This window comes from Burkholderia sp. AU4i, from assembly GCF_000466765.1.
Taxonomy (GTDB): Bacteria; Pseudomonadota; Gammaproteobacteria; order Burkholderiales; family Burkholderiaceae; genus Burkholderia; species Burkholderia cepacia.
In genome coordinates this window covers 1-22,435 of record NZ_ASSI01000148.1, presented here as the reverse complement: position 1 = coordinate 22,435, position 22,435 = coordinate 1, and the positions used below count along the sequence as shown (strand labels likewise).

The following is a 22,435-nucleotide window of genomic DNA, read 5'->3' as shown; positions in this document are numbered from 1 at the left end:
ATCGCTCAGCGTTGCGGCCCCGGTCCCTGCTCCTGTTCGCGGCCTGCACGCTCCTTCGACTGCGCGAGCGCCGCCGCCCGTGCTTCCCGCACCCGGGTCCACGATATCGTCTGCAGCTGGTCCAGTGTCGCGTCGAGCTCGCTGCCGAAACCCACCTCGCGGGCAGACTTCTTCAGCGAGGCGACCGTGCGCTCGAGCAGGTCGCGGGCGCGGTCCCATGGATACACTTTCGCCCGTGCGCCGTCATACCCGACCTGCACCTCCGCGCCGTTGAGCCGCTGGTTCTCATCCATCCACCGCAGGCGGTCCGAGACGAACTCCATGTTCGACTTCGCATGGAACACGACGCTGCGCGTGGACACCTCCTGGATCAGGTAGTGCTCGGTGTTGAACACCTCGCCGCGGTACGGTCCGCCATTCTCGCGGGGCGTCGCCATGCGGATCTGCGCGCCGAACCGGTGCTGCGCGAGTGCCTTGATCTCACCGGGGACTTCGTCGAATCCGTACAGTGGCTCACCTACCCGGCGGCGCGCCGGCGGTTCCGCATCGCGCGCTGACATACGAGCAGGTTTCGGTGCATCGGTTTCCCGCTGTTCCGGAACCGGCTCCGGCGATTGCGATTGCGACTGGGGCTGTTCAGTTGCCGGTTCCGGTGCGGTGCTGTCCTGCGGTGCCGGTTCCGGCGCGTCCTGATGGCCAGCCCGACGGCGCGAAGTACGGCGCCGCCCCGAAGCCTCTCCATCGCCCACGAGTTTCTCTTTCACATTGCCCATTGCATGGTCCTCCTTCAGTACACCCTCTGCTCCCTGTGCAACCGCGACTGGTCCGTCCACTTCCGCACCTGTTGCATCCCGCACCCGCACGCCGTAAAGCGATTCCCGTAAAAGATCACCGACCGCGCCGGTTCCGGACAGTACGGCCATGTCGTCGAAATCGGTCGGTATCGCACCGGCAATGCGGGCGTCCGATGCAAAACGGGGCTCAGCCAGCAGTGACGACGTGCCGAGCGCGGCCTGCTTCGCATGCTCATATCCGGCGCCGAGATCGGCGAGCACGAGCACCTCCGCTTCCGGATAGCGGCCGCGCCACATGGCAGCCACCGGCCGCAGGTTGCCGCTCGACAGGGCGGCCACGCTGAACCAGCCCGTCGCCTGCCACGCCGCCAGTGCCGTGGCGACGCCCTCGGCAATCAGGACCGGCGTCACGGCGCCCTCACGGAACTGGCCCGGTTCGACGACCCAGCAGCCGCCGGACTTCGCGCCGCCCGCGAGCGCTGACTTGCGCCCGTCGGCGTCGATCAGTTCCAGCGTCGAAAGGGCGTCACCGATGCGGACCGGCACAACCAGTACACGCCCCGTGAGCGGCTCTTCGGCACTACGCGGCGCGTAGCCGAGCAGCGCGTGCAGTTCTTCGGCCTCCAGCTCGCGCAGCGCCGGCACGGGCCTCACCTGCTTGCGTTCGAGATACGGATGGTCTGGACCCACGGGCCGGGCCCACTTCCAGATCGCGAGTGCTTCCCGGGCGACAGCCTCCTGTCGCGCGCGCACGCGGGCCTCGAGCTGCGCGCCCTGTCGGGCCTGTTCCTCCGACGGGCGGATCGGCTGCATCCGCGACCTGTCCGCGGGATCCATCGCCGCACGCGAAGCCCGGACGTCGAAGCCGTGCTGCTGCGCCAGCCAGAAGAGCGAGGCGAGCGTCTTGCCGCCCGACTCACCGGCTGAACGCCACGTCACGCGCGCGGCACGCTCGCTGTAGTTGTGGGCGGTCCGGCTCCACTCGTCCCAGATGTCGAAGCCGGCCTCGCCGAACCCCTGTTTGAGCGCGAAGGCCATATCGACCCAGGTCGCGTAGTCCCCGGACGGGATCATGGCCAGCGCCGCACGGGCGCGTTCTTCTTCGCTCAGGTAGCGGGTGTTCATCGGCGGTCTCCATGAAGCGGCACGACGTTCGAACCCTCAGCGGTGCGCGACGGGGTGCGCCCCTGGCGTTTCCGCGAGGCGCCTGTACCGCGCGCGGCATGCGCTTTGGGGACGCCATCCGCGGGGCGCAGTTCCGCGACATCGAGATCGGATGGCGACAGTCGGCGTGCCGCTACCGCGACCCCTTTGGCCGGTACGCCCAACAGGATGAAATGCCGCTCGACGTACGCGGCTGCCTCTTCATCGCTGATGTCGTTCAGATGCCGCGGCAGCTCGCGCGGATCCCATGTCTGCAGCACTTCCAGATATTCCGGGGATACGTGCAGGACGCCGGCTTCATCCATGTCATCGGGTTGCAGATCCCTTAACCGCCGCTCGACCTGGGCGGTGAAGCGCACGAGGTCCATCGCGGGAATTGCCGGGGCGGCCGCAAGGCGTGACGTGAAAACCGGATCACGCCAGTAGCAGATGCGTTCCGCCAGGATGGGTTTGGTGTTTTCGAGCAGGATGATTTCCTTCTCGCGCCCGAGCTCTTTCAGCTCCTGCGGCAACAGCAGCGGCCGGCGCTGTTCCGAAAAACTCTCGCTCGACCCACCGCGTCCGCCGAAGATCGCGTTCGACCGGCTCACGCTACGCGAGCGGTCCGTAAAGGTGCCGAGCATCTCCGAGTATTCGTTCGCGTCCTTCTGCTCGCGCGGTGCATAGATGATCTGCATCGCGTGATTCGTGACGAACGTTCTCGCGTCCGCCCGGCCATACACCGACTCGAGCTGCGAGACCGACTGCACGATCGAGAGCAGCCGCAGGTTATAGCCCGCCATGTAGGCGACCGCGCGGGCAATGATGTGGATCTTGCCGACCGAGGTGAACTCGTCCATCAGCAGCAGGCACTGAATCTTCAGCGCCGGGTTGTCCTGCGGCAGTTCCTTGGTGTTCAGATTGACCAGCTGTGAGAACAGGAGGTTGACGAGAAGTGCCGCCTCGGTCAGGTGGTCCGGTGTGATGCCGACATAGACCGACATGCGGCGCCTGCGCACGTCACGCAGGTCGAAGTCATTGGCGCTTGTGGCCGCATCGACAATCGGATTGGCGAAGATCGTGAGCGGTGCATTGAAGGTCGCGAGGATGCTCGCGAGCACCTTGTCGTCGTTCGCGAGGAAGCGGTTCAGCGCGTCGATGCACGCACCGCTGAGCCGCCGCCGGTTCTGCAGCAATGCCTGCTGGAGATACGCCTTGACTGGTATGCCGTTGCCCGACGACTGGCGCAGCACCTCGCCCATCGTCACCGGACAGTCGGGCGCATCGGTATTGCCCGCGCGGCGCGCATCGCGCCATTCGCACAGCAGCAGCACGATGCCGAGGAAAAGGTTGCGCGCCTGGTCTTTCCAGAAGTCGTCGTGACCACCGACCGGGTACAGCGCGTAGCCGATCGCGAGAATGTCACCGACGCGGAAAACGCCACCCGATATGGCCGACAGCGGGTTGTACCGGTGCGTACGGCCATCCTCCGCAAACGGGTTGAACAGGTACACGTCGTGCCCGTGCGCCCGACGGAAGCCCGCGGTGAGGTGGAAATTCTCCTGCTTGATGTCGAGCACCACCACCGAATCGGGGTAGCTCAGCAGGTTGGGCACCACGATACCCACGCCCTTGCCTGAGCGCGCAGGCGCTGCGAGCAGCACGAACTGCTGGCCGGCAAACCGCAGATAGCGGCCGTGCCACACGCCCACGACCAGCGGCGGCCCGCTGTCGTAGACGCCGGGGTTCGCCATCGTGCTCATAGCAGGCCTGCCCGGCGGACATCCGCCTCGTTGGCGAACCTCGCGCTGCCATAGAGACGCCGGCGCCCGGACTGTTCCAGAAGCGTGTATACGCCGAGTGCGGGGGCACCAAATGCCAGCACCACGCCGAACAACGCGGCACCGGCAAGGCGTCTTCCCTGCTTCGGCAGATGTCCATCATGCCAGGCCAGCGCCGCATCCGGCCACGCATGAAACCCGGCATGAAGCGGGTTGACGTGCTGGCTCGCGACGAAGAAAAACGAAGCCAGCCACAGCGCGAGCGCCAGTCCGGCTGCCGCGCCAGCCACGATCGCAAGCGTCACCAGGGCGACCACTGCGTGGTAACGGATTCCTCTGTTCCCATCGCTGGTGGACCGTACCGTTCCGGTTGTCTTTCCGATGTCCATGGTGCGTGCCCCTTTCAGCGGAAGTCCGCCTGATGGCGGCGCAGCGGATCGAACCAGACTTCCGTCATGGACCAGCGCCGGCCGGTCTGGACACCGGTCTCGTCGAAGAGCGCAACTGCCTCCATATGCGCCACCACGTCGATCGTCATGAAGAGGAGCCGCCGCAGTGCTGCGTCGTCCCACGTAGCGGCTTCGGGATGCTCCTTCGCCATCAGCGCGAACCGCTCGATGGCCACCGATGCGCTCGACGCGTGATAGCTGGTGATCGAACCCGAGTGTCCCGTGGTCAGCAGCTTCAGGAAGTCATAGGCTTCGGCACCGCGCAGTTCGGCAAGCAGCACACGGTCGGGACGCATGCGCATCGTGCATGCGATCAGGTCAGCCGGGGTCACATCCGCCTGGCCATGTCCGCCCTTGCTGTACAACAGGTGCACACTGTTTTCGATATGCCGGATAAACAGCTCCCGAACGTCCTCGATCGTGATGATTCGTTCGGACGACGGGATGGAGCGGCACAGGGTTCGCATGAAACTGGTTTTGCCCGAACCCGTATTGCCGACGACCACAATATTCAGACGGGCCTTCACCGCCAGGTCGAAGAACGTGCTCCAATCCCGCGCCTCCAGGTAGTGAAGGAGCCTGTTAACCGCAGGCCGCAGCGCCGGGCGCGACGTGTCGAGCTCATCCTGGCGACGCCATACGGCTTCCCCAAAGAGGCCTTCGCTGCGGTACGCATCAAGGGTTTTCTCGCGCGCGGACGGGCGCCGGATCGTAATCGAGACCGTGCGCGGTGGTACGACGGGTGGCACCACAATCTGGATACGCGCGTCACCCGGCAGAAGTGCGGACAGGATGGGATGCCGGGCCGACACCTCCTGGTTCGTGAGCGTGGCGACCGCGACCGCAAACGACATCAGGCGCTCGAAGTCGAGGTCCGCACAGTCGTGTGGCTGCCAGCCGAGATGGGTTTCGGTCAGCACCCGCTGCGGCCGGTTGATCACCAGCTCCGTGACCGAGGAGTCATCGAGCAGGCCGGCGAACGGCCGCATCAGCTCCCGCACGGACGCATCGTCGGCCAGCCTCGGCAGCAACGTATCAGCGCCCGTGGCCGCTTCATCGTGGATGTGGGCCTGCGCGTTCATCGCGTGCCCTCCGGCTGAAGCGCATACACCGGGCTGAAATCCAGGTCCCGTGCGACGACGATCGTGAACTCGGCCCCCTGGTTCTGCGTCAGGGTGGGCGGAATGTTGATCGTGCTGTCGAGCACACGCGAGGCCATGTCGTTGCCCTGCTGCTGCGTGTTCTCGTAGACGGTCGAGCTGTTGCCGTTGCCGCCCCGCGTCGCAAGGTAGCCGATCGCGTCCTGCGTCAGCCCGAGCAGCAGCGCCGCACCGATCCGTGCCCCCCAGTGGTTATCCACGTATCCGTCGATCCCCATGCGGCCGAGCGCATCGGCTGCTGGTGAATCGATCTCGACCGTCACCCCTTCCGGCGTCCGGATCCGTGCCGACAGGATGAACACCCGCTTCTGTCCGGGTGCCAGGTTCGAGCGATACTCGCTGTTGATCTGCGAGCCGCGCTCGATCAGCACGACACGACCATCGTCCGAGTAGACGTTCTTCGTCACCGTACAGGTCGAAATACCCGCCTGGGTCGAATCGAATGCCGTATCGCCGGCGCAGTCGATCTTGGCGCCTTCTGCAAGAATCAGGCTGCGGTTGCCGAGAAAGCCCGCACGCACCTTCGGCGTGACGGTCGGCGTCAGCGCCTGGGCAAGCGGGCCGCTGCCCTGCGACGACTGGCCTCCGGACACCATCGCCACGTTTGTCTGCGTACCGGACGCGTCAGCGGGTGCGGATGCCACCGTATCGGCCTCGCCGTTGGCCGAACCACTTGAGCCGGTCGAGAGCAGCGGCGCGTCGTAGTAGCTGCGCGCCGGTGCAGTGTGTGCGGAAGTCGGGCGTGCTGACGCTACAACCGGTGCCGATGCGGTCGCACTTGTGGCCACCGGACCGCTTGCTGTACCCGCCGACGCCGGGGCGGCGCCGTCGCCGAACACGCGCCCCTGGGCTACCTGGTCCTGTACGGTATCGCGCTTCGCCTTCTCCGCCGCATCGTGCCGGGCAAGGAAGCCGTGGATCGTCCAGACCGCTCCACCGATCACGAAGGCCACAATCAACAGTGGTGCAAGCCACCAGACACGGGGCCGGCCGCCCGCCTGTCCCAGCTCCGGCATGCCGCGATCCGTCGGCGGACTCGCAAGGTCACCGTTTATGGTATCAGTGACCTTTGCGGGGTCGGTATCGGGCGCAATCGCATTGCGCGGCGTCTGCTCATTCATGGCCATCGCTCCGCAGGACACGCTTCACACCGCTCACGGTCGTGCCATCGGCAGGTGGCACGCCGTCCACATCGAACGCGTCGTTCCACAGACCCACCACCTCTTTTCCCAGACGCAGTACGAAACGCCGGGCTACTTCGTGCACGACGATCACGTCGTCTTCCATGTGCCTGTCGACAACACTTTCGCTGTCGTCGTCGGCCACCCGGAAGATCGCGGGAATACGGCGGTTGTTGGGAATGCGGATGTAGGTAAAGCGCCCGTCGTCCCAGGCCGCTGTCGGCGCGATGTCCTCCGAATGCGGCATGACCTGCATCGAGTACGCGCTATTGCGCACCCGCGGCGGCTGGTCAAGACGCTCGCGCACGAGGGCAGCGGCGTCAGTGGTCTTTGTCTTCGCGGCCTCCACGTCCGGATAAACGAACGTGATGCGGTACATCTCATCGTCGTTACCGAAACGGGCCCTGAGTGGCAGCACGACCAGATCGAAGCTGTAACTGTGCCGGTCGGTGCGGATTTCCAGGTTCGTGTCGTGCGCGGCAAGCTGCGGCTTGAGATAGACATCATGGTCACCACGGTTCGCGACCACCTGCCAGCCATCCCGGTCGCCCGGGGCCACGACGAGAATGTGTTCGGCCGGATCGAGCGCGATGTGCGTGGCGAAGCCGCGCTGCGCGATAACCCGCACCACCTCGTCCTGCCGGTACACGACCTGCCGCACGCGCGAGTCGCCCGACCAGCCCGGCACGTCGTAGGCGTGCGCCCCGGACGAGCCAACACATAACACTGCCAGCGCTGTCGCCAGCGCGGTGGCTCTCATCAATGTGTTCGTTCTCATCGCGCACCTCCCGAAGCGGGTGCCAATGTGGGCAACGATGCCGGCAACGGCGCAGCAGGCGTGTATTCGGAATCGCGGCTGTAGGCGGTTACCCTGAAGCCGAACGGGTTCTCGATGGCCGTGCGCTCACGCGTGAAGACGGATGGCCGGTAGGTGAAGGCAAGCGTGATGACGAAGCGTTGTGGCGGCTCGGCATTGTCGATACCGTTCTTCCATGTCGTGCGCTCGATATGCACGACCGCGCGCCCAGGTTCATCGGGCACGAGCGTCGTCGAGAGGATGCGGATGCGCCGCTGCGCGTTCGCCCCGAGTTGCCGGTCCAGCGAATCAGGGCCGTTATAGACCGAGCGATAGTCCCGTGCCACGCGTTCGTCACTCATGTCGAGCACGCGGTCGTAGTCCATCTGCAGCAGACCCCAGTCGTAGCGTTCGCGCGAGCGCACGTACACCTCCACCCAGTGCTTGTCCTCGATGTCACGCATAGGCACCTGCTTCGAGTCCAGCACGTCGATCACCTGGGCTTCACCAGTCAGCCGGTCGACCTCGATCGGCAACGGCACGACCCGGTAGAACGGGACCATCACCGCCAGTGCGACGGCGCACAGGATGGCGACAGTCACGCAGGCCAGAGCCACGTGCCACGCACGACGCTCCGAGCGTTCCTGCAGGTGGGTGACCGACACCTCGAAATCGAGTGCCCGCCGGTAATCACCAAGGGAGTCACCGGCGTCACGGCCGTCATGCTCACTGCTCATGGCTGCCTCCGTCGGAAGGAGGAACCGGTTGCACGCGATTCACCGGCACGCGATGCGAACCGTCCGGCAGGACTAGTTTGGGTAGACTGTCCGAACACCCATTCATCAGCATGACTAACTGAACGATCAGGATTGCCACGGTGGATCGGCTCATTTCACTCTCCTCTTTACCGAACCCGGTTACCGAACTCAGTTGCCAAAGCCCGCAGGCACCATCTGGTCCTGCAGCCGGGCAGTGTTGCCTGCGCGCTTGAGCACGAGTTCCTGCTGCTGCTCGCCAATGAGCCGGTCTTCGGTGTCGGCCAGCATCCTGAAGAGCTGCAGCTTCGTCATCTCATTGCCGACCGCCGTGCTCTCGGTCTGGATGCGCGCCTGGAGTTCCGCGATACCCTTCTGGTCCTGCGTCACGTCGATCTGCTGCATCAGCCCCTGGATCTGGTCGAGCTCCTGCAGTTCGGTCTGGTACGCCTGCGTGCCGAACGCCTTGTCCTGGAATGGCTTGTTCAGTGCGCGCTGGCAGACCTGCTGGTCGATGCCGCTCTGGTCCTCGCAGTTGTAGATTTCGCTCGCGGAGCGCAGGGTCTGCGCGCTGCCCGTGAGGCCCGCATAGCCGCCGCTCTGGATGGACGTATAGACGGACTGCCAGTTCGACGGCAGCGAATTGGAGAGGACCGGATTACTCATCAGCTCGCCAAAACCGCGTGTGCCGCTGAGCGACTGGTACAGCTGAAGCTCCTGCTGCACTTCCTGTTTCAGTTGCCCGACGGTCGCAATGGCCTGCAGGACGTTCTGCGCGTCGTAGACCGGAATGCCCTGTGCACGGGCCGATGGCATCGTTCCGACAATCATCACCACCGCCGCAACGGGAACGATGCCGGTTTGCACAATTGACCTGATCATGACGATGACCCTCCTCTGTTATCCAGGTCACCCAGATGCTCGCGGGCGATACGCTGGTAGGCAGGTGTTGAACCGTTTCGTGTGCCGCCATCCGAAATCTTTCCACCGGGGCGACGCGGCCCGTGCCCGAACTGGACGGCCGCCCCGAGGCCGCGCAGAGCCTGCCGCGCGGCATATCCCGCCACGAAGGCACCGAAGCCGGACAGCGTGGCGCCACCCGCCAGGCCAGAGGCGACGGCAGGCAGTTGCCACCCCACTGTCGCCAGCAGCACGCCCGTCACAAACATGCCAAGCCCCGCCCCCCAGGACGCCGTGTTATCGAGTGCGCCCTGAATCGCCGCCGTCAACGCAGACGCGTTCGCATCGGGTGCCGACGTCGTCACCTGAAACGGAGCAAGATCCGCAGAAAATGCGGTGAGCGCCATGCCCAGAAAGGCCGCGATGAGCACCTGCAGCAGGGCGTAGTTGGCAATCTTGGCCATCCACGCCTCGAAGAACCGGGCGGTCGGACTGAACGCCCCGCACGCAATGAACAGGGGCCCAAGGCCAAGCACGAGATCCAGCAGCATCCTCGCCATGACGACCTCGAACGCGAGAATGATCAGGAAGACCGACGCGCCGAGCGCCGCCACCAGCCCGCAGAGAAAATCGCCCACCCCTGCGACGATGCCGGCGATGCTGAAGCCTTCATGCGTTGCCTTGTTGAAGTACGCATCCATCACCAGATTGATCTGCTGGTCGTAGCAGTCGAGCGTCTGGTAAATGGCGGATGCACTCGTGCCCGTCACGCTGCTGCCGCTCACAGTCCCGCAGCCGGCGTTACCCGCTCCCGCGTTGGCGGCGGCGGTCTGGATCGTCTGCGCAAGCCCCGTCGTGGCCCCTTCGACTACGGTGACGACCTGCGACTGGTAGATGCCCGACCCGAGCGCAAAGGCGAGGATGACGGCCACCTTCAGCCCCCGCCACGCGAATGCCGGGACGGATTCATGGGCTTCGCCGCGCACCACGGCGAACCCGTACGTGATGATCCAGATCGACACTGCGGTCGTGACGACCGGCACCAGCGCGCTGGAAAGCGCAGAGGACACGCTCGTGACATACGTGGACATGCCGTTCTCGAGCGTGCCGCCCACGGCGGTAAAGAGGCCGCTCATCGCAAACCTCCCGTCGCGTGCGCAGCACGGCCGCGTGCAGCCGATTCCATCGCGCGACGCCTCGCCAGCTGCTCGTGGAATACCGGCAGCCACGCTGCGGGATCATCGCCGACTGCGGCACGAATACCGTCAAGCAGTTCGACGTTGTCCGTGGTGCCCGACAGCACGTCGAGCACGTCACCGAGCCCGGCGAGATCCAGCCGGCCGATGGCCGATCGGTGGCCCTGCTTCACCAGGAACAGGCGGCTGTTCTCGCCCATGGACCGGACGATGTTGAATTCGGCTTCGGTCAGCTTGAAACCGTCCACATAGTCGTCATGGTCGGCGCGCGGATTCGGCAGGAAGAAGAATGTCGCGGTCTGTTCGACCAGTGCGCGCGCAATGTCACTGCGCAACACATCGGCGGGCGACTGCGTGTCGAAGATGCCCAGACCGTTCTGCTTGCGGATCGTCTTCTGCTTGTCTTTGGCGAAATCCGTAAAGACCGGATCTCCCAGACGCTTCCAGAATTCCGTCATTACATAGACGAAGCGCCTGCCGTCGATCAGGCTCTCTGTCAGGTGCAGCAGGATCATCGTGACCGGAGTCGACACCTCCGGATCGTCGAGCAGTTCCGTATCGTCGAAGCCGAAGAGATGGTTCTGGCTGAAATCGAGCAGATCCGACGGGTTATCCAGCACCCAGCCCAGACGCCCGCCCGCGCACCACTTCGTGAGCCGCGCATGCAGGCTGTTCTCGCCCACGGCCGGCAGGAGCTGCCGGACCATCGACAGACGCCGCAGCGGCCGCTCCATGCGCGCCACTTCCCGTACGGCGCGCGAAATGTCGAGTTCGTCCTTCGCCGAGAGCAACGTGCCCATGTCGACCAGACGGCGGACCAGCCGCTCCCAGAAGTCCAGCACCGTCCCGTCCGGCTCGAGCTGGAAGGGATTGAGTCCCGTCGGGACACCCCGTCGAAATACCGTGTAGCGGCCTCCCATTGCCCGAATCGCGATTTCGGTGCCCCGGTCCTTGTCGTAGACGACACCGGTGAGGCCATACTTCATCGCCATCGCGAGCAGGAAGAGTTCCAGCACCGTCTTGCCGGCACCCGCCTGGCCGATGATCTGCGTGTTGGCGAGCGCCTTCTCGTCTGCCGAGTTCTTCTTCTCCGGTGTCGCATGAAAGTTCAGATACAGCGGCTGGCCGCTCGGGGTCTTGACGATCGTGATCGCCTCGCCCCAAGGATTACCGTCGCGCTTGCCGGTCGCGAAGTTGTGCAGGCTCGCGAGGCCGCAGACGTTGCGCGAGGTGAGCTTCGCCTCGCGGGGCCGGTAGCGCCAGTTGCCGGGCAGTTGCGCAAACCATGCAGCATCCGCCACCAGATCGACAAGCGCCGTCTGGAAGCCGACGTCGGCGAGCTGCGTGCGCGCCTTCGCCACGTGTCGCGCGACCTCGTCCGGCCGGTCACCGAGGACGGCCAGCGAGTAGTGATATTCGCCGAGGACGAAGTCGCCATTGATCAGGTCATCGAGCGCCTGGTCCATCGCGCCCACCTGCGATACCGCCACGTCCTCTCCCGCAATCAGCTGGTTGCGCTGACGCTCAAGCGCTTCCTTCGCCGTGGGACGGTCGAGGATCGTGAAGCTCTGGGTCTCGATGTACTCAAAGTCACCGTAAAGCAGACCGTCGAGCATGCCCGGCTCGGTTTCCTCGGGGTAGTCCTTCAGGTCGAGCAGCGCCGCGTAACGGGTCGAACCCGGCATACGGATCTCCACCTTCTCGGTGCGGAAAAACAGTCGCGACGTCGGCAGTGCATCGGCGATGCGGCCAGACGGAACGGGCACCGGCTCCCATACGGCATTGACGAGATACCCCAGGAACTCCAGCGCCGCCGAAAAGCGCACGGGTCGCTGCGTGTAACGGATCGGCTTGCGGTAGACACCGAGCGGCACTGGATCCCAGGGCTTCAGGGCGGATTCCACCTGCGCCGCGAGCTCCGCCATCACCTTCAGGGCCTCATGCTGGGCGCGCCGGATATCATCGGGCGTGCGTCGGGCTGCCTGGCTGAAAAGACGCCCCAGGCGCGTGCGGTGCGGCCGGTACACGAGTGTGAGGTAGAGCTCGTTGGCCATCATCCGGTAGCCGGCAAAGCTCGCGTAATAACGCGTGGCGAGTTCCTGGCAGAACGGGTTGCCGTAGGGTGTCGCGAAGTGATCGGTCACGCGCCGGCGTATCCGGTGCGCCCACAGGCCAACATGACCACCCGGCAGGCTGCGCACGAGCTGGTTGAATCCTTCGTGACGCACGAGGATGTCGCCCGGATCGGCGGCCTCGAAGGCGATACCCGCGATCTTCCAGACGCGCAGGTAGTCTCCTTCCCGCGTACGGATGACCTGGTCGGTGACGTGCGACGAGAACGGCACAAAGTCCGCGAGTACGACCTCGCGTTCGGCTACGTCAATCAGTTGCGGCTGGGCACCCATGTCAGCCCCTCCTCTTCAGGCGCAGCGGCGTGTAGGCATGCGCGCACCAGAAGCCACGGTTACGCTGGCGAACCACCATGCGCAGCCGCAATGCGAGTTGCGCCAGGCGCTGGTCGTCATGGCGCGTGACCGCGCGCATCGTGACGAAGACGGGGATCAGGAGCAGCACGATGCCGACGCCTGCTGGCGGGCTCGCGAGTAGCGCCCAGATCGCGGGTATCAGGATGCTGCCGCCCACCATGAGGAAGGGCACGAGCGGTACACCCCAGAGCATCGCGGGGCGCGTGCAGCCCTTGAAGACAGGATCCACGAGTCGGTTTGCGGCCGGATTCATGTGCGCCTCCGCCTCAGCTCGTCGGGATCAGCATCGCCGCGATCACCGTGGCGCAGCCCACGAACAGGCCGCCGATGAATACGTTGGCGATGTCGCCAAAGCGCGCATGCTGGAACATCATCTTGAAACCCGCCCAGATGATCGATATCGAGCACACCACCGCGCCCACGCTAAGCAATGTCGTCTGGATCGTCGTGAGCAGGGTGTTGACCTGCGAAAGCTGGGCCCAGGCAGGCGTCACCGTCAGGGCCAGCACTGGAAGAAGTGCAAGCCCGCGTCGGGAGGGGCGCGCCGTCCCGGGTTTTTCCAGCCGCTCCGGAAGCCAACGCCATATCATTCGTAGTCCTGATTTCATGGAATGCTCCTGTTCCACACCGTGATCTCTTTGCGACTCAGAACACCACCGCACTCTCCTGTGCTGCTTCTTCCGGCTGCCCGTCCGGGCGACCACTCTGCCCATTCCCTGGCCGGGACGATGCGACGTCCGGTCGTGCACCTGCTGCAGGTGTGACCGGGGACGCCACCGCTTCAACGGGAATGGCTAATGTCCGCGGTTCGGCCTGTGGGTCAATGGCCGGCACGACGGGAACGATGCGCGTGGTGTCGGCGACGTGCACAACCACGCGCTGCACGTAGCCCGTGCGATAGCCGGTCGAGAAGTCGCCACTCGCATAGCATGAGAGGCTCGAACGCAACGCCTGCTGGACCTGTCGGGCCTGCGCATGGATCCGCCTCGCGCGTTCGAAGCAGCCCTGGAGAATGGCTGCGCCCGCAGCCAGGTTCCGGCACGGATCGAAGGCCGTATCGGCTGTCAGACCAAAGCGCGGCCAGTTCGACCGGTTTACCTGTGCGAGCCCGGCGCTGTAGTTCCAGCCCGCTGCATCGAGTGCGCGTGCGGTGGCGACGGCCTCGGCAAGGCTGGCCGGCTGCCGCTGCAGGCGCCCGTGCACCACACCGATCGCATAGGGATTGAAGTCCGACTCGACGCGCACGACAGCGGCCATCGTGGCGGGGGCCACGTCAGGTGCGCACTGCTGGGCGAGGACCATGAACGCGGCAAGCGGGATCATTCGCCACCTCCCTGTCCACCGGAGCCCTCCGATTCCCGCTCGAGGAAGAGGCGGGCCGACTGCGTCGGGTCATATGGAAGCGCGATACTGCCGGCCCCGTAGAACTCCGTGATCGTTCGATCCGTACCTCGCGCGTCCCACCACACCCGCGTGTACAGTTCACCGTCGATCTCGACGTTGATCGCCCCGCGCGCGTTGCACAGCAGTTCGCTCTGCTCGGAACCACCCCAGTACAGGAGGTCCTCACGGCAGTACCCCGCGCTCGCCCAGACATTCGCGGCCGACGTCCCCTGCGAGCCACCCTCCCCGAAATCGCACGTCGGGAAAGGATCGCCGTGACGCAGTGCAGTCCACAGTCTCTCGATGGGCGGCACGCACTCGCCATACTGTTCGGGACCACCGGGATTGGACAGACAGAGGATGACCTGGCAGCCCCAGTCGTCGGCGTGGGCAACGCCCGGCGCCATGACCGACGTGGCGAGGCATGCCGCGGCGACGATCGACCCGCGGCGCAGTGCGTGCCGCAGCGCGCGGAAGACAACGGCACTGGCCGTATTCATCAGGGTGGTCGCGTCATGCATCACACGCCTCCCCATGACGAAGCGCAGGCACGGTGGCGTCCTCAATCGCTTCGAGCCGGTGCGCAAGCACATCCAGGCAGGCCGCCTTCGCCCTGATGTTTTCAGGCGGTTCTTCAGGCAGGTCTTCATGCACCCCGGCATCGCGTGCAGCACGCCCGCTCTCTCCTGGCGTGAGCGATCCCATATGCCGGCCGGACGTCAGATGGGGCAGCCAGACGTATCCACGGGGAGACGCCACATCGGCGATGAGCCACTCCCGCAGTGTCGTCTCCATCATCTTCATCCACGCTTCTTCCATCGCCGCAGGCGTCGTTGCGACCGGCAGGATCCCGGTGAAGCGCAGTGCCGGATTCAGTCGGGCCCGGACGTTGCGGATGCCGTATGTGCCGTTGATCACCTCCGAGGCACAACTGAGGCATCCGGCCGACATCGGGACCGGGCTCAGCGCCGCGTCTACGAGCGCCTCCGCGCAGACGGCGCGCAGGTCAGGCAATGCGGGCGCGTCGATCAGGCAGACATCGAACCACCGTGCCGCCGTTGACAGCAGGTGACGAAGGTTCGCGTAATAGCGCGTGCGGTCGGGATCGTCTCGCAAGACCAGCGCGTCGACGGTGTTGGCGTTGAGCACGTGCACACAGCCCCCCGATACGCATCGACCCTTCTCTTTCGGGGCCACCACCTGGTTGCTGGATGCGATCGCGTCGAAGCCGAGTCCGGCAAGCACGTGCGCGCAGCGGGGTGGGTCGGCCAGGTCCAGTACCAGTACCCGGCAGCGGCAGGCGCACTGCAGATGGCGGGCGAGCAGACAGGACACCGTCGTGCTGCCCGAACGGCCCGTCGCCGAAATGATCAGAAGCGATTTCATGGTTCATCGTCCTCAGCCGCACCCGCTGCCGATGAACCTGTGCAGAAAAAGGAACCCGCGGCGCCGGGGAGGCTGACCGCGGGTTCAACGGGGGATCATTGCATCAGCGCCAGAAAACAGAAAAGCCTGCATATGCAGGCTTTTTGCGAATGCGACACGGCACACCACGTCGTTGCTCAGACATCGAAACTGCGGGGCCGCTAACGCGTACTCGGTCGTGCGTGGCACGTTGACCGGATCAGATTGTTGGGTTCAATCTAGGCGACTACGTGGCGCAATGCAAGGGCCTGCAGACACCTCGCCGGCTCTGCGTTTACCCATGGGTTCCCATGTGTTCCCACGCGTTCCCAAAAAAATTGCGATGGCGGAACAGCATCAGCGGCTTCATGGCACCGGTTATGGCGCCGGGTCTGGACACAGAGGATGCCACGATACCGCAAACCCTACGGATTGCTATTACGACCCGGGTCGAGCTTGACTATGGGCATTCTGGCATATACATTTTGTATATACAAAGGAGATGATCATGCCCGTGCCCCCTCCTTCCGGCCGCCCCAGGGAGGCCAGACTGTTCCGCAACAACCGGAGTCAGGCGGTACGCATCCCGGTCGAATTCGAGTTGCCGGGTGATCGCGTCCTGATCTATCGGGAGGGCGACAGGCTCATCATCGAGCCGGTGAAAACCCCCGCGAACATCATCGAATTGCTGGATGCATGGAGACAGGAGCCACGGTTCGGACCTGACGACCAGTTTCCGGATATTGAGGATGCGCCTCTTCAGCCGGAGGGCATACCTTGAACGGCTATCTGCTGGACACGAACGTCATCCGCGACATGATCCGCTATCCGTCCGGAAAGGTGGCCACCCATATCGGGCAAATTGATCCCAGGGCGATCTGCACGAGCGTCGTCGTCGCGGCGGAACTGCGCTATGGCTGTGCCAGAAAGGGTTCCGAAAAATTGCTGGCCAGAGTGGAAAGCCTGCTTGCGATCATTCCCGTGCTGCCGCTGGACGTGCCTGCTGACACCGAATACGGGGGTATTCGTGCAGAGCTTGAGATTGCTGGCCAGCCGATCGGTGCAAACGAGCTTCTGATCGCGGCTCATGCCTGTGCGTTGGGGCTCACACTCGTGACTGACAACACGAAGGTGTTCAGCCGCATACGCGGTCTTGCGATCGAGAACTGGCTTGACCGGTAGCCACCACAATCACCAGGAGTCGTTGCGCGAGAAACGAATCAGGTGGTTCGCCCGATAGCGGGTCGCCCAACTTTGCCATGGGTCCCACCTTCTGGCGATACGGGGCCGGCAGGCGCGCGAGTGCGTTGAACCGGCATGGCCAATGATGCGCTCCCCCTCGTTGGCGCACTGCGCTTTCGGTGCTTCATCCGATGCCTGGGCGGCACCTCATGGCTGCGAAAAGCCGGTTATCTACCGTTCTTCGAATGCCGGGCGGCCAGCCCCGATATGCCCCTCGCAGTAGCACGCCCTTAGTGACCGTCGTCCAATGGCGGCGAGTTCTTCCCGCGGTGCGGGTCTCCGGACTCCAGCGCCCGCGCGAGCGCTGTGTGCGCGGCCGCCAGTTCGAGTGCGAAGCGTTGCGCCGGCCGGCGCGGTATGCGCAGACGTCGGCAGACGACCTCCTGGTTGGCGTGCCAGAGATACACCATGCGGAGCATGTCACGATGCCGGGGATGCAAGGTCTCCCACGCCTTCGTGATCCGCGCCGCATCGACCAGATCGTAGGCGCCCCGCGCTGCGTTGCCCCAATTCTCCAGACGCGGGCCGAGCGGTCCTGAAGCAAGGTTCCGGCTCATGGCGCGCCTCCCGCGCCCACATCGCGAAGGCGTGCCGGCACACGATAGCGGGCAGGGTTCGCGAGAAACGCCTCGATATCGGCCTGCCGCCACCCGACCAGCCGGCCGCCAAGCGCGACCGCCGGCGGAAAGGTTCCGGCCTGCATACGACGGTAAATGGTCGAGCGCGACAACCCCGTGCGCGCCTCGACCTGTCGACGGCGCAGGATCCTGTCCGCGCTACTGTCCTCGATTGACATGACTTGCCCCCAGGAATCGTTCTGGCCTGCAGTGGCCGGAACCTGAGGGCATTCAAGCAGCGGTTGACGCCAACACACAAACCCGTCTTATCGACGGGGAACCCCGTCGGACGAAGTGAACAACATGCGGCGAGCAGAACGTACCGGCTTGGGATGGCGGCAATTAGGCCGGTCATGCCTGCTTCATGGGGGCTGCGGAACCGCTGAAGCGGCCCCGGTCAACGCGACCCGACCACGACGGATGGGGGCGGCTAGAACTTCATCCGGATACCGGCGCCCAGGCTGTTGCCGGACGAGACGCTGGTCATGGTGTCGTATCTCCATGCGGCGTAGACGTCCGTGCGTTTCGAGAGTGGATAGTCATACCCGAGCACCACGGTCGACCAGCGGACATCCGCGCCCTGTGCCGGCTGCCTGAGCGTTCCCGCCCAGGACAGGAGTATGCTGCCCGTGCCGACCTGCGCGCTCGCGCCCACCTGAACGGTATCGTCGGTGAGCTCGTTGTTGTTGGTCACCCGCTCATACTGGAGATAGAGCTTTACCGCCTGCAGGCGATACGCGGCGCCGACCAGCCACGCTGTCTGTTCCGTGGCGCCGTTCAGGAAAAGCGACGCGGTGTGCAGGCTCTGGACTGCGGCCGTCGCAGAAAACGGCCCCGCAAAGTAGAGCACGTTCGCACTGTAGTTTGCCTGCCCGGCGTGGCCCGCGACGCCCGCATTGCTGTACTGCAGACTGCCCGTGAGTCCGCCAATCTCAGGCGTCTGGTAGACGATCGAATCGTCGATCGCCGTATCGCTTTGCACGGAAGCCGCACCCATCGCGGAGCCCAGAAAGCTGTGGACCACGATGGGGGAGAAGACGAACGAGTTGCCGAACGGGTTGAACAGCAGAGTCGAGACGAACAGCAGCGAATCATTGCGCCCCAGTGTCAGCTGACCAAACGGGCCACTTAAACCCACGAACGCGCGGCGCCCGAAGAAGGACTGTCCGTTGTACGCCCCCAACTGTCCACTGATGATCCGGTAAAAGCTCTCGAGCGTGAAGATCGCCTTCATGCCACCGCCCAGGTCCTCGGCGCCCGACATGCCCCAGTACGATGTCGAAAGCCCGCCCGAACCCACCTGCCAGGTGTTGCCTGACGCGCCTGGCGTACGCACCACGCCGGCAAACGCATCGGCCAGTCCGTATAGCGACACTGACGACTGCGCGTGCGCTGCACCCGCCGTGATGCACAACGACAGTGCTGCCAGACCCTTCCTCCACCTTCCCCGACCATCCCTGTACATGTTTATCTCCTTCATCGCCTGTGAGTGTTCGCTCGTTTGCTTGACGCGCGCCTGACTGACCGCACGGTTTATCGCCACACGTCACCCCGGCCTGACGCGCGCGAGCGGCCTGCCGCGCTCGGCCAGTGCAATCGCAAGTAGCAGTTCGTCCGGTGCCGGTGAATCCGCCAGGCAGAGCGTGACCGTGTCGAAATGGTCGAAGCTCCACATGTCTGTGACGCTGTGCAGGGGAATATCGACGCAGGCACCCGCCGGCCCTCGCTTCGTGACGGACGGCATGATTGAGGACGCGCCCGGCAGACAGCTGCGAACCGCCTTGCCGAGTCGCGGGTGTAGCAGCGCCGCGCCCCACTCGAGCGGCACGCCAGTGCCCACGAGCGCTGCCTTCCCGTAGCCCTGGATCTGCTCTCCCGGACAACCGAGCGCGTGCAGCGCCCGACCCGTGAGGATCAGACCCAGGTCAGCGCCCGTCGCATAGAGCGCCTCGAGGTCACCCGCGCCATCCGGGTCGACCGGCTTCAGCACGGCAGCAGCGACCACCTGCCGATGCGCTGGTGTGACCGGCTCGCCCAGTTCCGCGCACCGTTCAACGACATGGACCACCACCCTGACAATCTGGACGTTCATGGCGCGATCTCCGTGTCACCGGGAAGCGGCAGATCCCCTTCCGGCGCCGGAAAATCCCCGCGTGCCAGTTCATATGCGCGCGCTGCCCGCAGCACCAGGGCATCACTGCCCCGACGCCCGATAATCTGCAGGCCGGTCGGCATATCCCCAGCGAATCCGCACGGCACGGATATCGCTGGCACGCCGGCCTGGTTGCACCACGCGGTCAGCAGCGGGGCATTGCGCAGATGGCCGGGCAAGCTGGGAACCGGCGGTGGCCCGCAATGAAACGTCGGCGTAACCAGCAGGTCGTAGTGCTTAAAGAAGGTCTCCATCGACGCGCCGAGCGCGTGACGCGCAAGCAGGGCATCGACGAACGTCGCGGTGTCGATCCGTGCCCCCGCATCCGCAAGTGCCGTCAGGTCAGGATCAAGCAGCGTCCTGTCGGCTGCCTCCATATGCCGCACACGCTGGGCGAAGAACACCGACCACTGGACCGAATGGATACGGCCATCGCCGTAGTAGTCCACGATCGGTGCGACGTCGGTCGGGATGACCGTCGCGCCGAGCGTCCCGAATGCGTCCACTGCCCGCCCGACGCACTCCGCAATATCCGGCGCCACTGACACGCCGGCCGGGGCGGCGCACCACGCGATCCGCAGGCCCGCGACGCCGTCGTCCAGCCCGGCCGAATAGGCGGACGTCCTCCCGGTCCCCGGGGGGCCGTCGCTGTTTGCGCAGGTGTTCGTGCCGGTCATTGCATCGAGCATCAACGCTGCGTCGCGCACGGTTCGCGTGATCGGGCCAAGTGTGGACAATGCAGTCCACGACGCCGCACTGCCCGCCGGCACCAGCGCGAACGTCGGCTTGAACCCGACCACGCCGCTCCAGCAGGCCGGAATCCGGATCGACCCACCGCCATCGGTCGCAAGCGACAGCGGTCCCAAGCCCAGCGCAACCGCGACTGCGGACCCGCCGCTGCTGCCCCCGGGCGAAAGACGCGTATCCCATGGATTGCGCGTTGCGCCTGTCATCGGACAGTCGGTGACGATCTTGTTGCCGAACTCGGACGTGGTTGTCTTGCCAAACGGTATGGCGCCAGCGCGACGCAGCCGCGCCACGGCCGGCGCATCGACGCTTTCGCGGTCCGGCGAGGCAGTCCACGACCCCTGCCGTGTTGGAAGACCGGCGACGGCAACAAGATCCTTGACCGATACTGGTACACCATCAAGCGGACCGCACGGCTCGCCGCGCATCCACCGCCGCTCAGCCTCGCTGGCAGCCGACATCGCTTCTTCCTCGTCAAGGGCGCAGAACGCGTTGACCACCGGGTCGAGCTTCGTGATCCGGTCCAGTACCTCGCACATGACCTCCACCGGCGAGAGCGTGCACTGCCGGAACCCGGCAACCAGCTGAGCCGCGCTCAGCATGACAATTTCACTCATTCTGTAGTCCTTATCTACTGAGACGAACGTTTGCGCACAATGAATGCAACGTACCTATCCCTGACACACCGGGATGACGGGACCAGTGGACTCGAGGATCGCAAAGCTGTTGTCGGCAAGTGCCTGGCCGATGCGTGTCTGGCAAAGCACATGACCGCCGTCGTGACTCACGCCGGCCTTTCCGCGCGGTAGCGCAACGGAGACGGCGGGTAACGCGGCCCTGATGCGATCGGCGTCGACACTTCCTGCCGACTTCACGGCCTCGGCGAAAAGACGAATGCCTGCGTACGTGTTCTCGCCATGCGGCAGCACCACGGCATAGCGGCCCAGCCGCGGATCGCGCGCACCGGCGTAACGGGCCGTATATCGCGTGAGGAACGCCTGGTTTTCCGGGTTGTCGATGCTCATGAAATACGACGACACACCGATCGTCCCGGTCGAGGCACCCGTGGTGGCAATCGAAAGGGATTCGTGTGCGATGTCCGTCACCAGTTGCGGCTTCATCGCAAACGACCGGTACTGCTTCACGAACGTCACCGGGTCGTCGCCGATGCTGTGCCATACGATCTGCGGCCCGGCGCCGGCGACCTGCTGCAGGACGGCGCCATAGTCGCGTGTCCCGAAGGGCAGCCAGTAGACATCGAGGAACTTGCCGCCATGGCGGGCCACCGCAGCCTGCAGTTGCGGAATCAGCACCTTCCGGTTGCTGCCGATATCCGAGACGACAGCGCACACGGATCGGCCACCGTCGCGCATGAGCCACGCAATGAGCGGCTCGATCCGCTGGCTGGCGGCGAGCCCCGTCGTGAGCAGTTGCGGGTCGCACCGTCCTTCGTCGAAATTCGGATAGACGATGAGCTTTCGCGCCGGCCGTGCGGCCTGAAGGGCCGCCTCTCGCTCGGACGGCAGCACCATGCCTGTAATCATCGCCACGTCGTCACGCATGAAAAGCTGGCGCGCCTTCTCAAGCGTCACGGCCGTGGACATCTGCGTGTCCTCGACGCTCAGTTGCAGCGGCCGGCCAAGCAGACCACCGGCAGCATTGATTTCGTCCACTGCGAGCGCGGCACAGTTGCGGTTGGTCTGTCCCACACGCGTGAGCGGTCCGCTAAGTGGCGCGAGCAGACCGATCTTCAACGGCGTAGCCGCGCGCGCAAGCCGGGGGACAGTTGATGCGGCAAGGGAAGCGGCCGCACCCAGCAGCACGGTTCGGGAAAAGTCACGACGGTTCATGCGTATTCTCACTGAAGGTCACTGGAGGTTTTCATGCTGGGAATCCGCGGCAAGCTCCGCGGCTGGAGAGAGATAGCGCGCGAGCGGGTGTTCACCGCTGTCACCCGGTTGCGGTTCGACGGTGCCGGCATGCACCAGGCGCCCGTTACTGAGCACGATGCAGCGTTGCGCGCTCTGGAGGACGAGATCGAGGTTCTGTTCGACGAGGAGCACCGCCAGCTTCGAGCGGCGGCACAGGTCGGGGATCACCTCGCCGATGCGCTCGACCAGGTTGGGCTGCACACCGTCGGAGGGTTCGTCCAGCAGGAGCAGTTTCGGGCGCCCGCACAGGGCGCGTGAAATGGCGAGGACCTGCTGCTCGCCTCCCGAAAGCGTGCCTGTTGATTTCCACCGAGTCTT

25 protein-coding genes are annotated in these 22,435 nt (G+C 65.0%); 2 read left to right on the top strand and 23 right to left on the bottom strand.

The genetic code is table 11. The annotated features are described in order from the left end of the window. Positions 1–5 precede the first annotated feature (5 nt). Genes L810_RS30025 through L810_RS29955 form a run of 16 tightly spaced genes read right to left on the bottom strand, consistent with a single transcriptional unit; the run spans position 6 to position 15,410 of the window. The gene (locus tag L810_RS30025) at positions 6–1,919 is read right to left on the bottom strand and encodes a PriCT-2 domain-containing protein (RefSeq protein WP_012431263.1); all 1,914 of its coding nucleotides are present in this window, start codon (positions 1,917–1,919) and stop codon (positions 6–8) included. Then, complete coding sequence (locus L810_RS30020) at positions 1,916–3,700, bottom strand: type IV secretory system conjugative DNA transfer family protein (protein ID WP_042976740.1); 1,785 nt, start codon at positions 3,698–3,700, stop codon at positions 1,916–1,918. Before L810_RS30020 ends, L810_RS30025 begins: the two co-directional genes overlap by 4 nt. After that, positions 3,697–4,107, bottom strand: coding sequence for a hypothetical protein (locus L810_RS30015; RefSeq protein ID WP_012431261.1), 411 nt, complete (start codon positions 4,105–4,107; stop codon positions 3,697–3,699). The genes L810_RS30020 and L810_RS30015 overlap by 4 nt, the downstream gene beginning before the upstream one ends. 14 nt (positions 4,108–4,121) lie before the next feature. Next, positions 4,122–5,249 carry a P-type DNA transfer ATPase VirB11 gene (gene virB11 / locus L810_RS30010; RefSeq protein ID WP_012431260.1) on the bottom strand — a complete coding sequence of 376 codons (1,128 nt, stop codon included), beginning with the start codon at positions 5,247–5,249 and terminating at the stop codon, positions 4,122–4,124. Beyond that, on the bottom strand, positions 5,246–6,448 hold the full coding sequence (virB10, locus tag L810_RS30005) for a type IV secretion system protein VirB10 (RefSeq protein ID WP_021161992.1): 1,203 nt from the start codon (positions 6,446–6,448) through the stop codon (positions 5,246–5,248). The genes virB11 and virB10 overlap by 4 nt, the downstream gene beginning before the upstream one ends. Then, positions 6,441–7,286: a TrbG/VirB9 family P-type conjugative transfer protein gene (locus tag L810_RS30000; protein ID WP_012431258.1), complete on the bottom strand. Its 846-nt coding sequence runs from the start codon at positions 7,284–7,286 to the stop codon at positions 6,441–6,443. The genes virB10 and L810_RS30000 overlap by 8 nt, the downstream gene beginning before the upstream one ends. After that, complete coding sequence (locus tag L810_RS29995) at positions 7,283–8,041, bottom strand: virB8 family protein (RefSeq protein WP_012431257.1); 759 nt, start codon at positions 8,039–8,041, stop codon at positions 7,283–7,285. The genes L810_RS30000 and L810_RS29995 overlap by 4 nt, the downstream gene beginning before the upstream one ends. Next, complete coding sequence (locus L810_RS48545; RefSeq protein WP_012431256.1) at positions 8,031–8,195, bottom strand: hypothetical protein; 165 nt, start codon at positions 8,193–8,195, stop codon at positions 8,031–8,033. The genes L810_RS29995 and L810_RS48545 overlap by 11 nt, the downstream gene beginning before the upstream one ends. A gap of 35 nt (positions 8,196–8,230) precedes the next feature. Beyond that, on the bottom strand, positions 8,231–8,941 hold the full coding sequence (gene virB5, locus L810_RS29990; protein WP_012431255.1) for a P-type DNA transfer protein VirB5: 711 nt from the start codon (positions 8,939–8,941) through the stop codon (positions 8,231–8,233). Further along, entirely contained in the window at positions 8,938–10,095 is a 1,158-nt protein-coding gene (locus L810_RS29985; protein ID WP_012431254.1) for a type IV secretion system protein, read from the bottom strand. Before L810_RS29985 ends, virB5 begins: the two co-directional genes overlap by 4 nt. Further along, positions 10,092–12,560, bottom strand: coding sequence for a VirB4 family type IV secretion/conjugal transfer ATPase (locus tag L810_RS29980; RefSeq protein WP_012431253.1), 2,469 nt, complete (start codon positions 12,558–12,560; stop codon positions 10,092–10,094). Before L810_RS29980 ends, L810_RS29985 begins: the two co-directional genes overlap by 4 nt. A 1-nt stretch (position 12,561) precedes the next feature. After that, positions 12,562–12,894: a type IV secretion system protein VirB3 gene (locus L810_RS29975; protein ID WP_012431252.1), complete on the bottom strand. Its 333-nt coding sequence runs from the start codon at positions 12,892–12,894 to the stop codon at positions 12,562–12,564. Positions 12,895–12,907: 13 nt separating this feature from the next. Continuing rightward, positions 12,908–13,249: a TrbC/VirB2 family protein gene (locus tag L810_RS29970; protein WP_039339345.1), complete on the bottom strand. Its 342-nt coding sequence runs from the start codon at positions 13,247–13,249 to the stop codon at positions 12,908–12,910. A 37-nt stretch (positions 13,250–13,286) separates the two neighbouring features. After that, a complete protein-coding gene (locus tag L810_RS29965) occupies positions 13,287–13,964 on the bottom strand; it encodes a lytic transglycosylase domain-containing protein (protein WP_012431250.1) in 678 nt (225 codons plus the stop codon). Then, complete coding sequence (locus tag L810_RS29960) at positions 13,961–14,545, bottom strand: hypothetical protein (protein ID WP_012431249.1); 585 nt, start codon at positions 14,543–14,545, stop codon at positions 13,961–13,963. The genes L810_RS29965 and L810_RS29960 overlap by 4 nt, the downstream gene beginning before the upstream one ends. Then, positions 14,538–15,410 (bottom strand): ParA family protein, encoded by an 873-nt coding sequence (locus L810_RS29955; RefSeq protein ID WP_012431248.1) that lies wholly within the window; start codon positions 15,408–15,410, stop codon positions 14,538–14,540. Before L810_RS29955 ends, L810_RS29960 begins: the two co-directional genes overlap by 8 nt. Positions 15,411–15,936: 526 nt before the next feature. Here L810_RS29955 and L810_RS29950 point away from each other — a divergent pair. Continuing rightward, a complete protein-coding gene (locus L810_RS29950; RefSeq protein WP_012431247.1) occupies positions 15,937–16,209 on the top strand; it encodes an AbrB/MazE/SpoVT family DNA-binding domain-containing protein in 273 nt (90 codons plus the stop codon). Beyond that, on the top strand, positions 16,206–16,610 hold the full coding sequence (locus L810_RS29945) for a type II toxin-antitoxin system VapC family toxin (RefSeq protein ID WP_012431246.1): 405 nt from the start codon (positions 16,206–16,208) through the stop codon (positions 16,608–16,610). The genes L810_RS29950 and L810_RS29945 overlap by 4 nt, the downstream gene beginning before the upstream one ends. Before the next feature lie 290 nt (positions 16,611–16,900). Here L810_RS29945 and L810_RS29940 read toward each other — a convergent pair whose 3' ends face one another. From L810_RS29940 to L810_RS45885, 7 genes are all read right to left on the bottom strand, one after another. Continuing rightward, positions 16,901–17,227, bottom strand: a complete 327-nt coding sequence (locus L810_RS29940; RefSeq protein WP_012431245.1) for a hypothetical protein — start codon at positions 17,225–17,227, stop codon at positions 16,901–16,903. Beyond that, positions 17,224–17,466, bottom strand: coding sequence for a helix-turn-helix transcriptional regulator (locus L810_RS29935; RefSeq protein WP_012431244.1), 243 nt, complete (start codon positions 17,464–17,466; stop codon positions 17,224–17,226). Before L810_RS29935 ends, L810_RS29940 begins: the two co-directional genes overlap by 4 nt. A 251-nt stretch (positions 17,467–17,717) precedes the next feature. Further along, positions 17,718–18,752 (bottom strand): porin, encoded by a 1,035-nt coding sequence (locus L810_RS29930; protein ID WP_012431243.1) that lies wholly within the window; start codon positions 18,750–18,752, stop codon positions 17,718–17,720. Between the two features lie 81 nt (positions 18,753–18,833). After that, complete coding sequence (locus L810_RS29925; protein WP_012431242.1) at positions 18,834–19,379, bottom strand: amino acid synthesis family protein; 546 nt, start codon at positions 19,377–19,379, stop codon at positions 18,834–18,836. Then, positions 19,376–20,803: an amidase family protein gene (locus L810_RS29920; RefSeq protein ID WP_012431241.1), complete on the bottom strand. Its 1,428-nt coding sequence runs from the start codon at positions 20,801–20,803 to the stop codon at positions 19,376–19,378. The genes L810_RS29925 and L810_RS29920 overlap by 4 nt, the downstream gene beginning before the upstream one ends. Before the next feature lie 54 nt (positions 20,804–20,857). Then, positions 20,858–22,036, bottom strand: coding sequence for an ABC transporter substrate-binding protein (locus L810_RS29915; RefSeq protein WP_012431240.1), 1,179 nt, complete (start codon positions 22,034–22,036; stop codon positions 20,858–20,860). An 18-nt stretch (positions 22,037–22,054) separates the two neighbouring features. Continuing rightward, positions 22,055–22,435: ATP-binding cassette domain-containing protein (locus L810_RS45885; protein ID WP_155836402.1), on the bottom strand; the 381-nt coding region annotated here is incomplete at its 5' end.

Bases quoted from the DNA above. Each gene is read 5' to 3' on its own strand.
- L810_RS29925 (WP_012431242.1), bottom strand. From the start codon at position 19,379: ATGAACGTCCAGATTGTCAGGGTGGTGGTCCATGTCGTTGAACGGTGC.
- L810_RS30025 (WP_012431263.1), bottom strand. From the start codon at position 1,919: ATGAACACCCGCTACCTGAGCGAAGAAGAACGCGCCCGTGCGGCGCTG.
- L810_RS30015 (WP_012431261.1), bottom strand. From the start codon at position 4,107: ATGGACATCGGAAAGACAACCGGAACGGTACGGTCCACCAGCGATGGG.
- L810_RS29940 (WP_012431245.1), bottom strand. From the start codon at position 17,227: ATGAGCCGGAACCTTGCTTCAGGACCGCTCGGCCCGCGTCTGGAGAAT.
- L810_RS29965 (WP_012431250.1), bottom strand. From the start codon at position 13,964: ATGATCCCGCTTGCCGCGTTCATGGTCCTCGCCCAGCAGTGCGCACCT.
- L810_RS29915 (WP_012431240.1), bottom strand. From the start codon at position 22,036: ATGAACCGTCGTGACTTTTCCCGAACCGTGCTGCTGGGTGCGGCCGCT.
- L810_RS29975 (WP_012431252.1), bottom strand. From the start codon at position 12,894: ATGAATCCGGCCGCAAACCGACTCGTGGATCCTGTCTTCAAGGGCTGC.
- L810_RS29935 (WP_012431244.1), bottom strand. From the start codon at position 17,466: ATGTCAATCGAGGACAGTAGCGCGGACAGGATCCTGCGCCGTCGACAG.
- L810_RS29960 (WP_012431249.1), bottom strand. From the start codon at position 14,545: ATGCATGACGCGACCACCCTGATGAATACGGCCAGTGCCGTTGTCTTC.
- virB5 (WP_012431255.1), bottom strand. From the start codon at position 8,941: ATGATCAGGTCAATTGTGCAAACCGGCATCGTTCCCGTTGCGGCGGTG.
- L810_RS29955 (WP_012431248.1), bottom strand. From the start codon at position 15,410: ATGAAATCGCTTCTGATCATTTCGGCGACGGGCCGTTCGGGCAGCACG.
- L810_RS29980 (WP_012431253.1), bottom strand. From the start codon at position 12,560: ATGGGTGCCCAGCCGCAACTGATTGACGTAGCCGAACGCGAGGTCGTA.
- L810_RS29930 (WP_012431243.1), bottom strand. From the start codon at position 18,752: ATGTACAGGGATGGTCGGGGAAGGTGGAGGAAGGGTCTGGCAGCACTG.
- L810_RS29950 (WP_012431247.1), top strand. From the start codon at position 15,937: ATGCCCGTGCCCCCTCCTTCCGGCCGCCCCAGGGAGGCCAGACTGTTC.
- L810_RS30000 (WP_012431258.1), bottom strand. From the start codon at position 7,286: ATGAGAACGAACACATTGATGAGAGCCACCGCGCTGGCGACAGCGCTG.
- virB11 (WP_012431260.1), bottom strand. From the start codon at position 5,249: ATGAACGCGCAGGCCCACATCCACGATGAAGCGGCCACGGGCGCTGAT.
- L810_RS30020 (WP_042976740.1), bottom strand. From the start codon at position 3,700: ATGAGCACGATGGCGAACCCCGGCGTCTACGACAGCGGGCCGCCGCTG.
- L810_RS29995 (WP_012431257.1), bottom strand. From the start codon at position 8,041: ATGAGCAGTGAGCATGACGGCCGTGACGCCGGTGACTCCCTTGGTGAT.
- L810_RS29920 (WP_012431241.1), bottom strand. From the start codon at position 20,803: ATGAGTGAAATTGTCATGCTGAGCGCGGCTCAGCTGGTTGCCGGGTTC.
- L810_RS29985 (WP_012431254.1), bottom strand. From the start codon at position 10,095: ATGAGCGGCCTCTTTACCGCCGTGGGCGGCACGCTCGAGAACGGCATG.
- L810_RS29970 (WP_039339345.1), bottom strand. From the start codon at position 13,249: ATGAAATCAGGACTACGAATGATATGGCGTTGGCTTCCGGAGCGGCTG.
- virB10 (WP_021161992.1), bottom strand. From the start codon at position 6,448: ATGAATGAGCAGACGCCGCGCAATGCGATTGCGCCCGATACCGACCCC.
- L810_RS48545 (WP_012431256.1), bottom strand. From the start codon at position 8,195: ATGAGCCGATCCACCGTGGCAATCCTGATCGTTCAGTTAGTCATGCTG.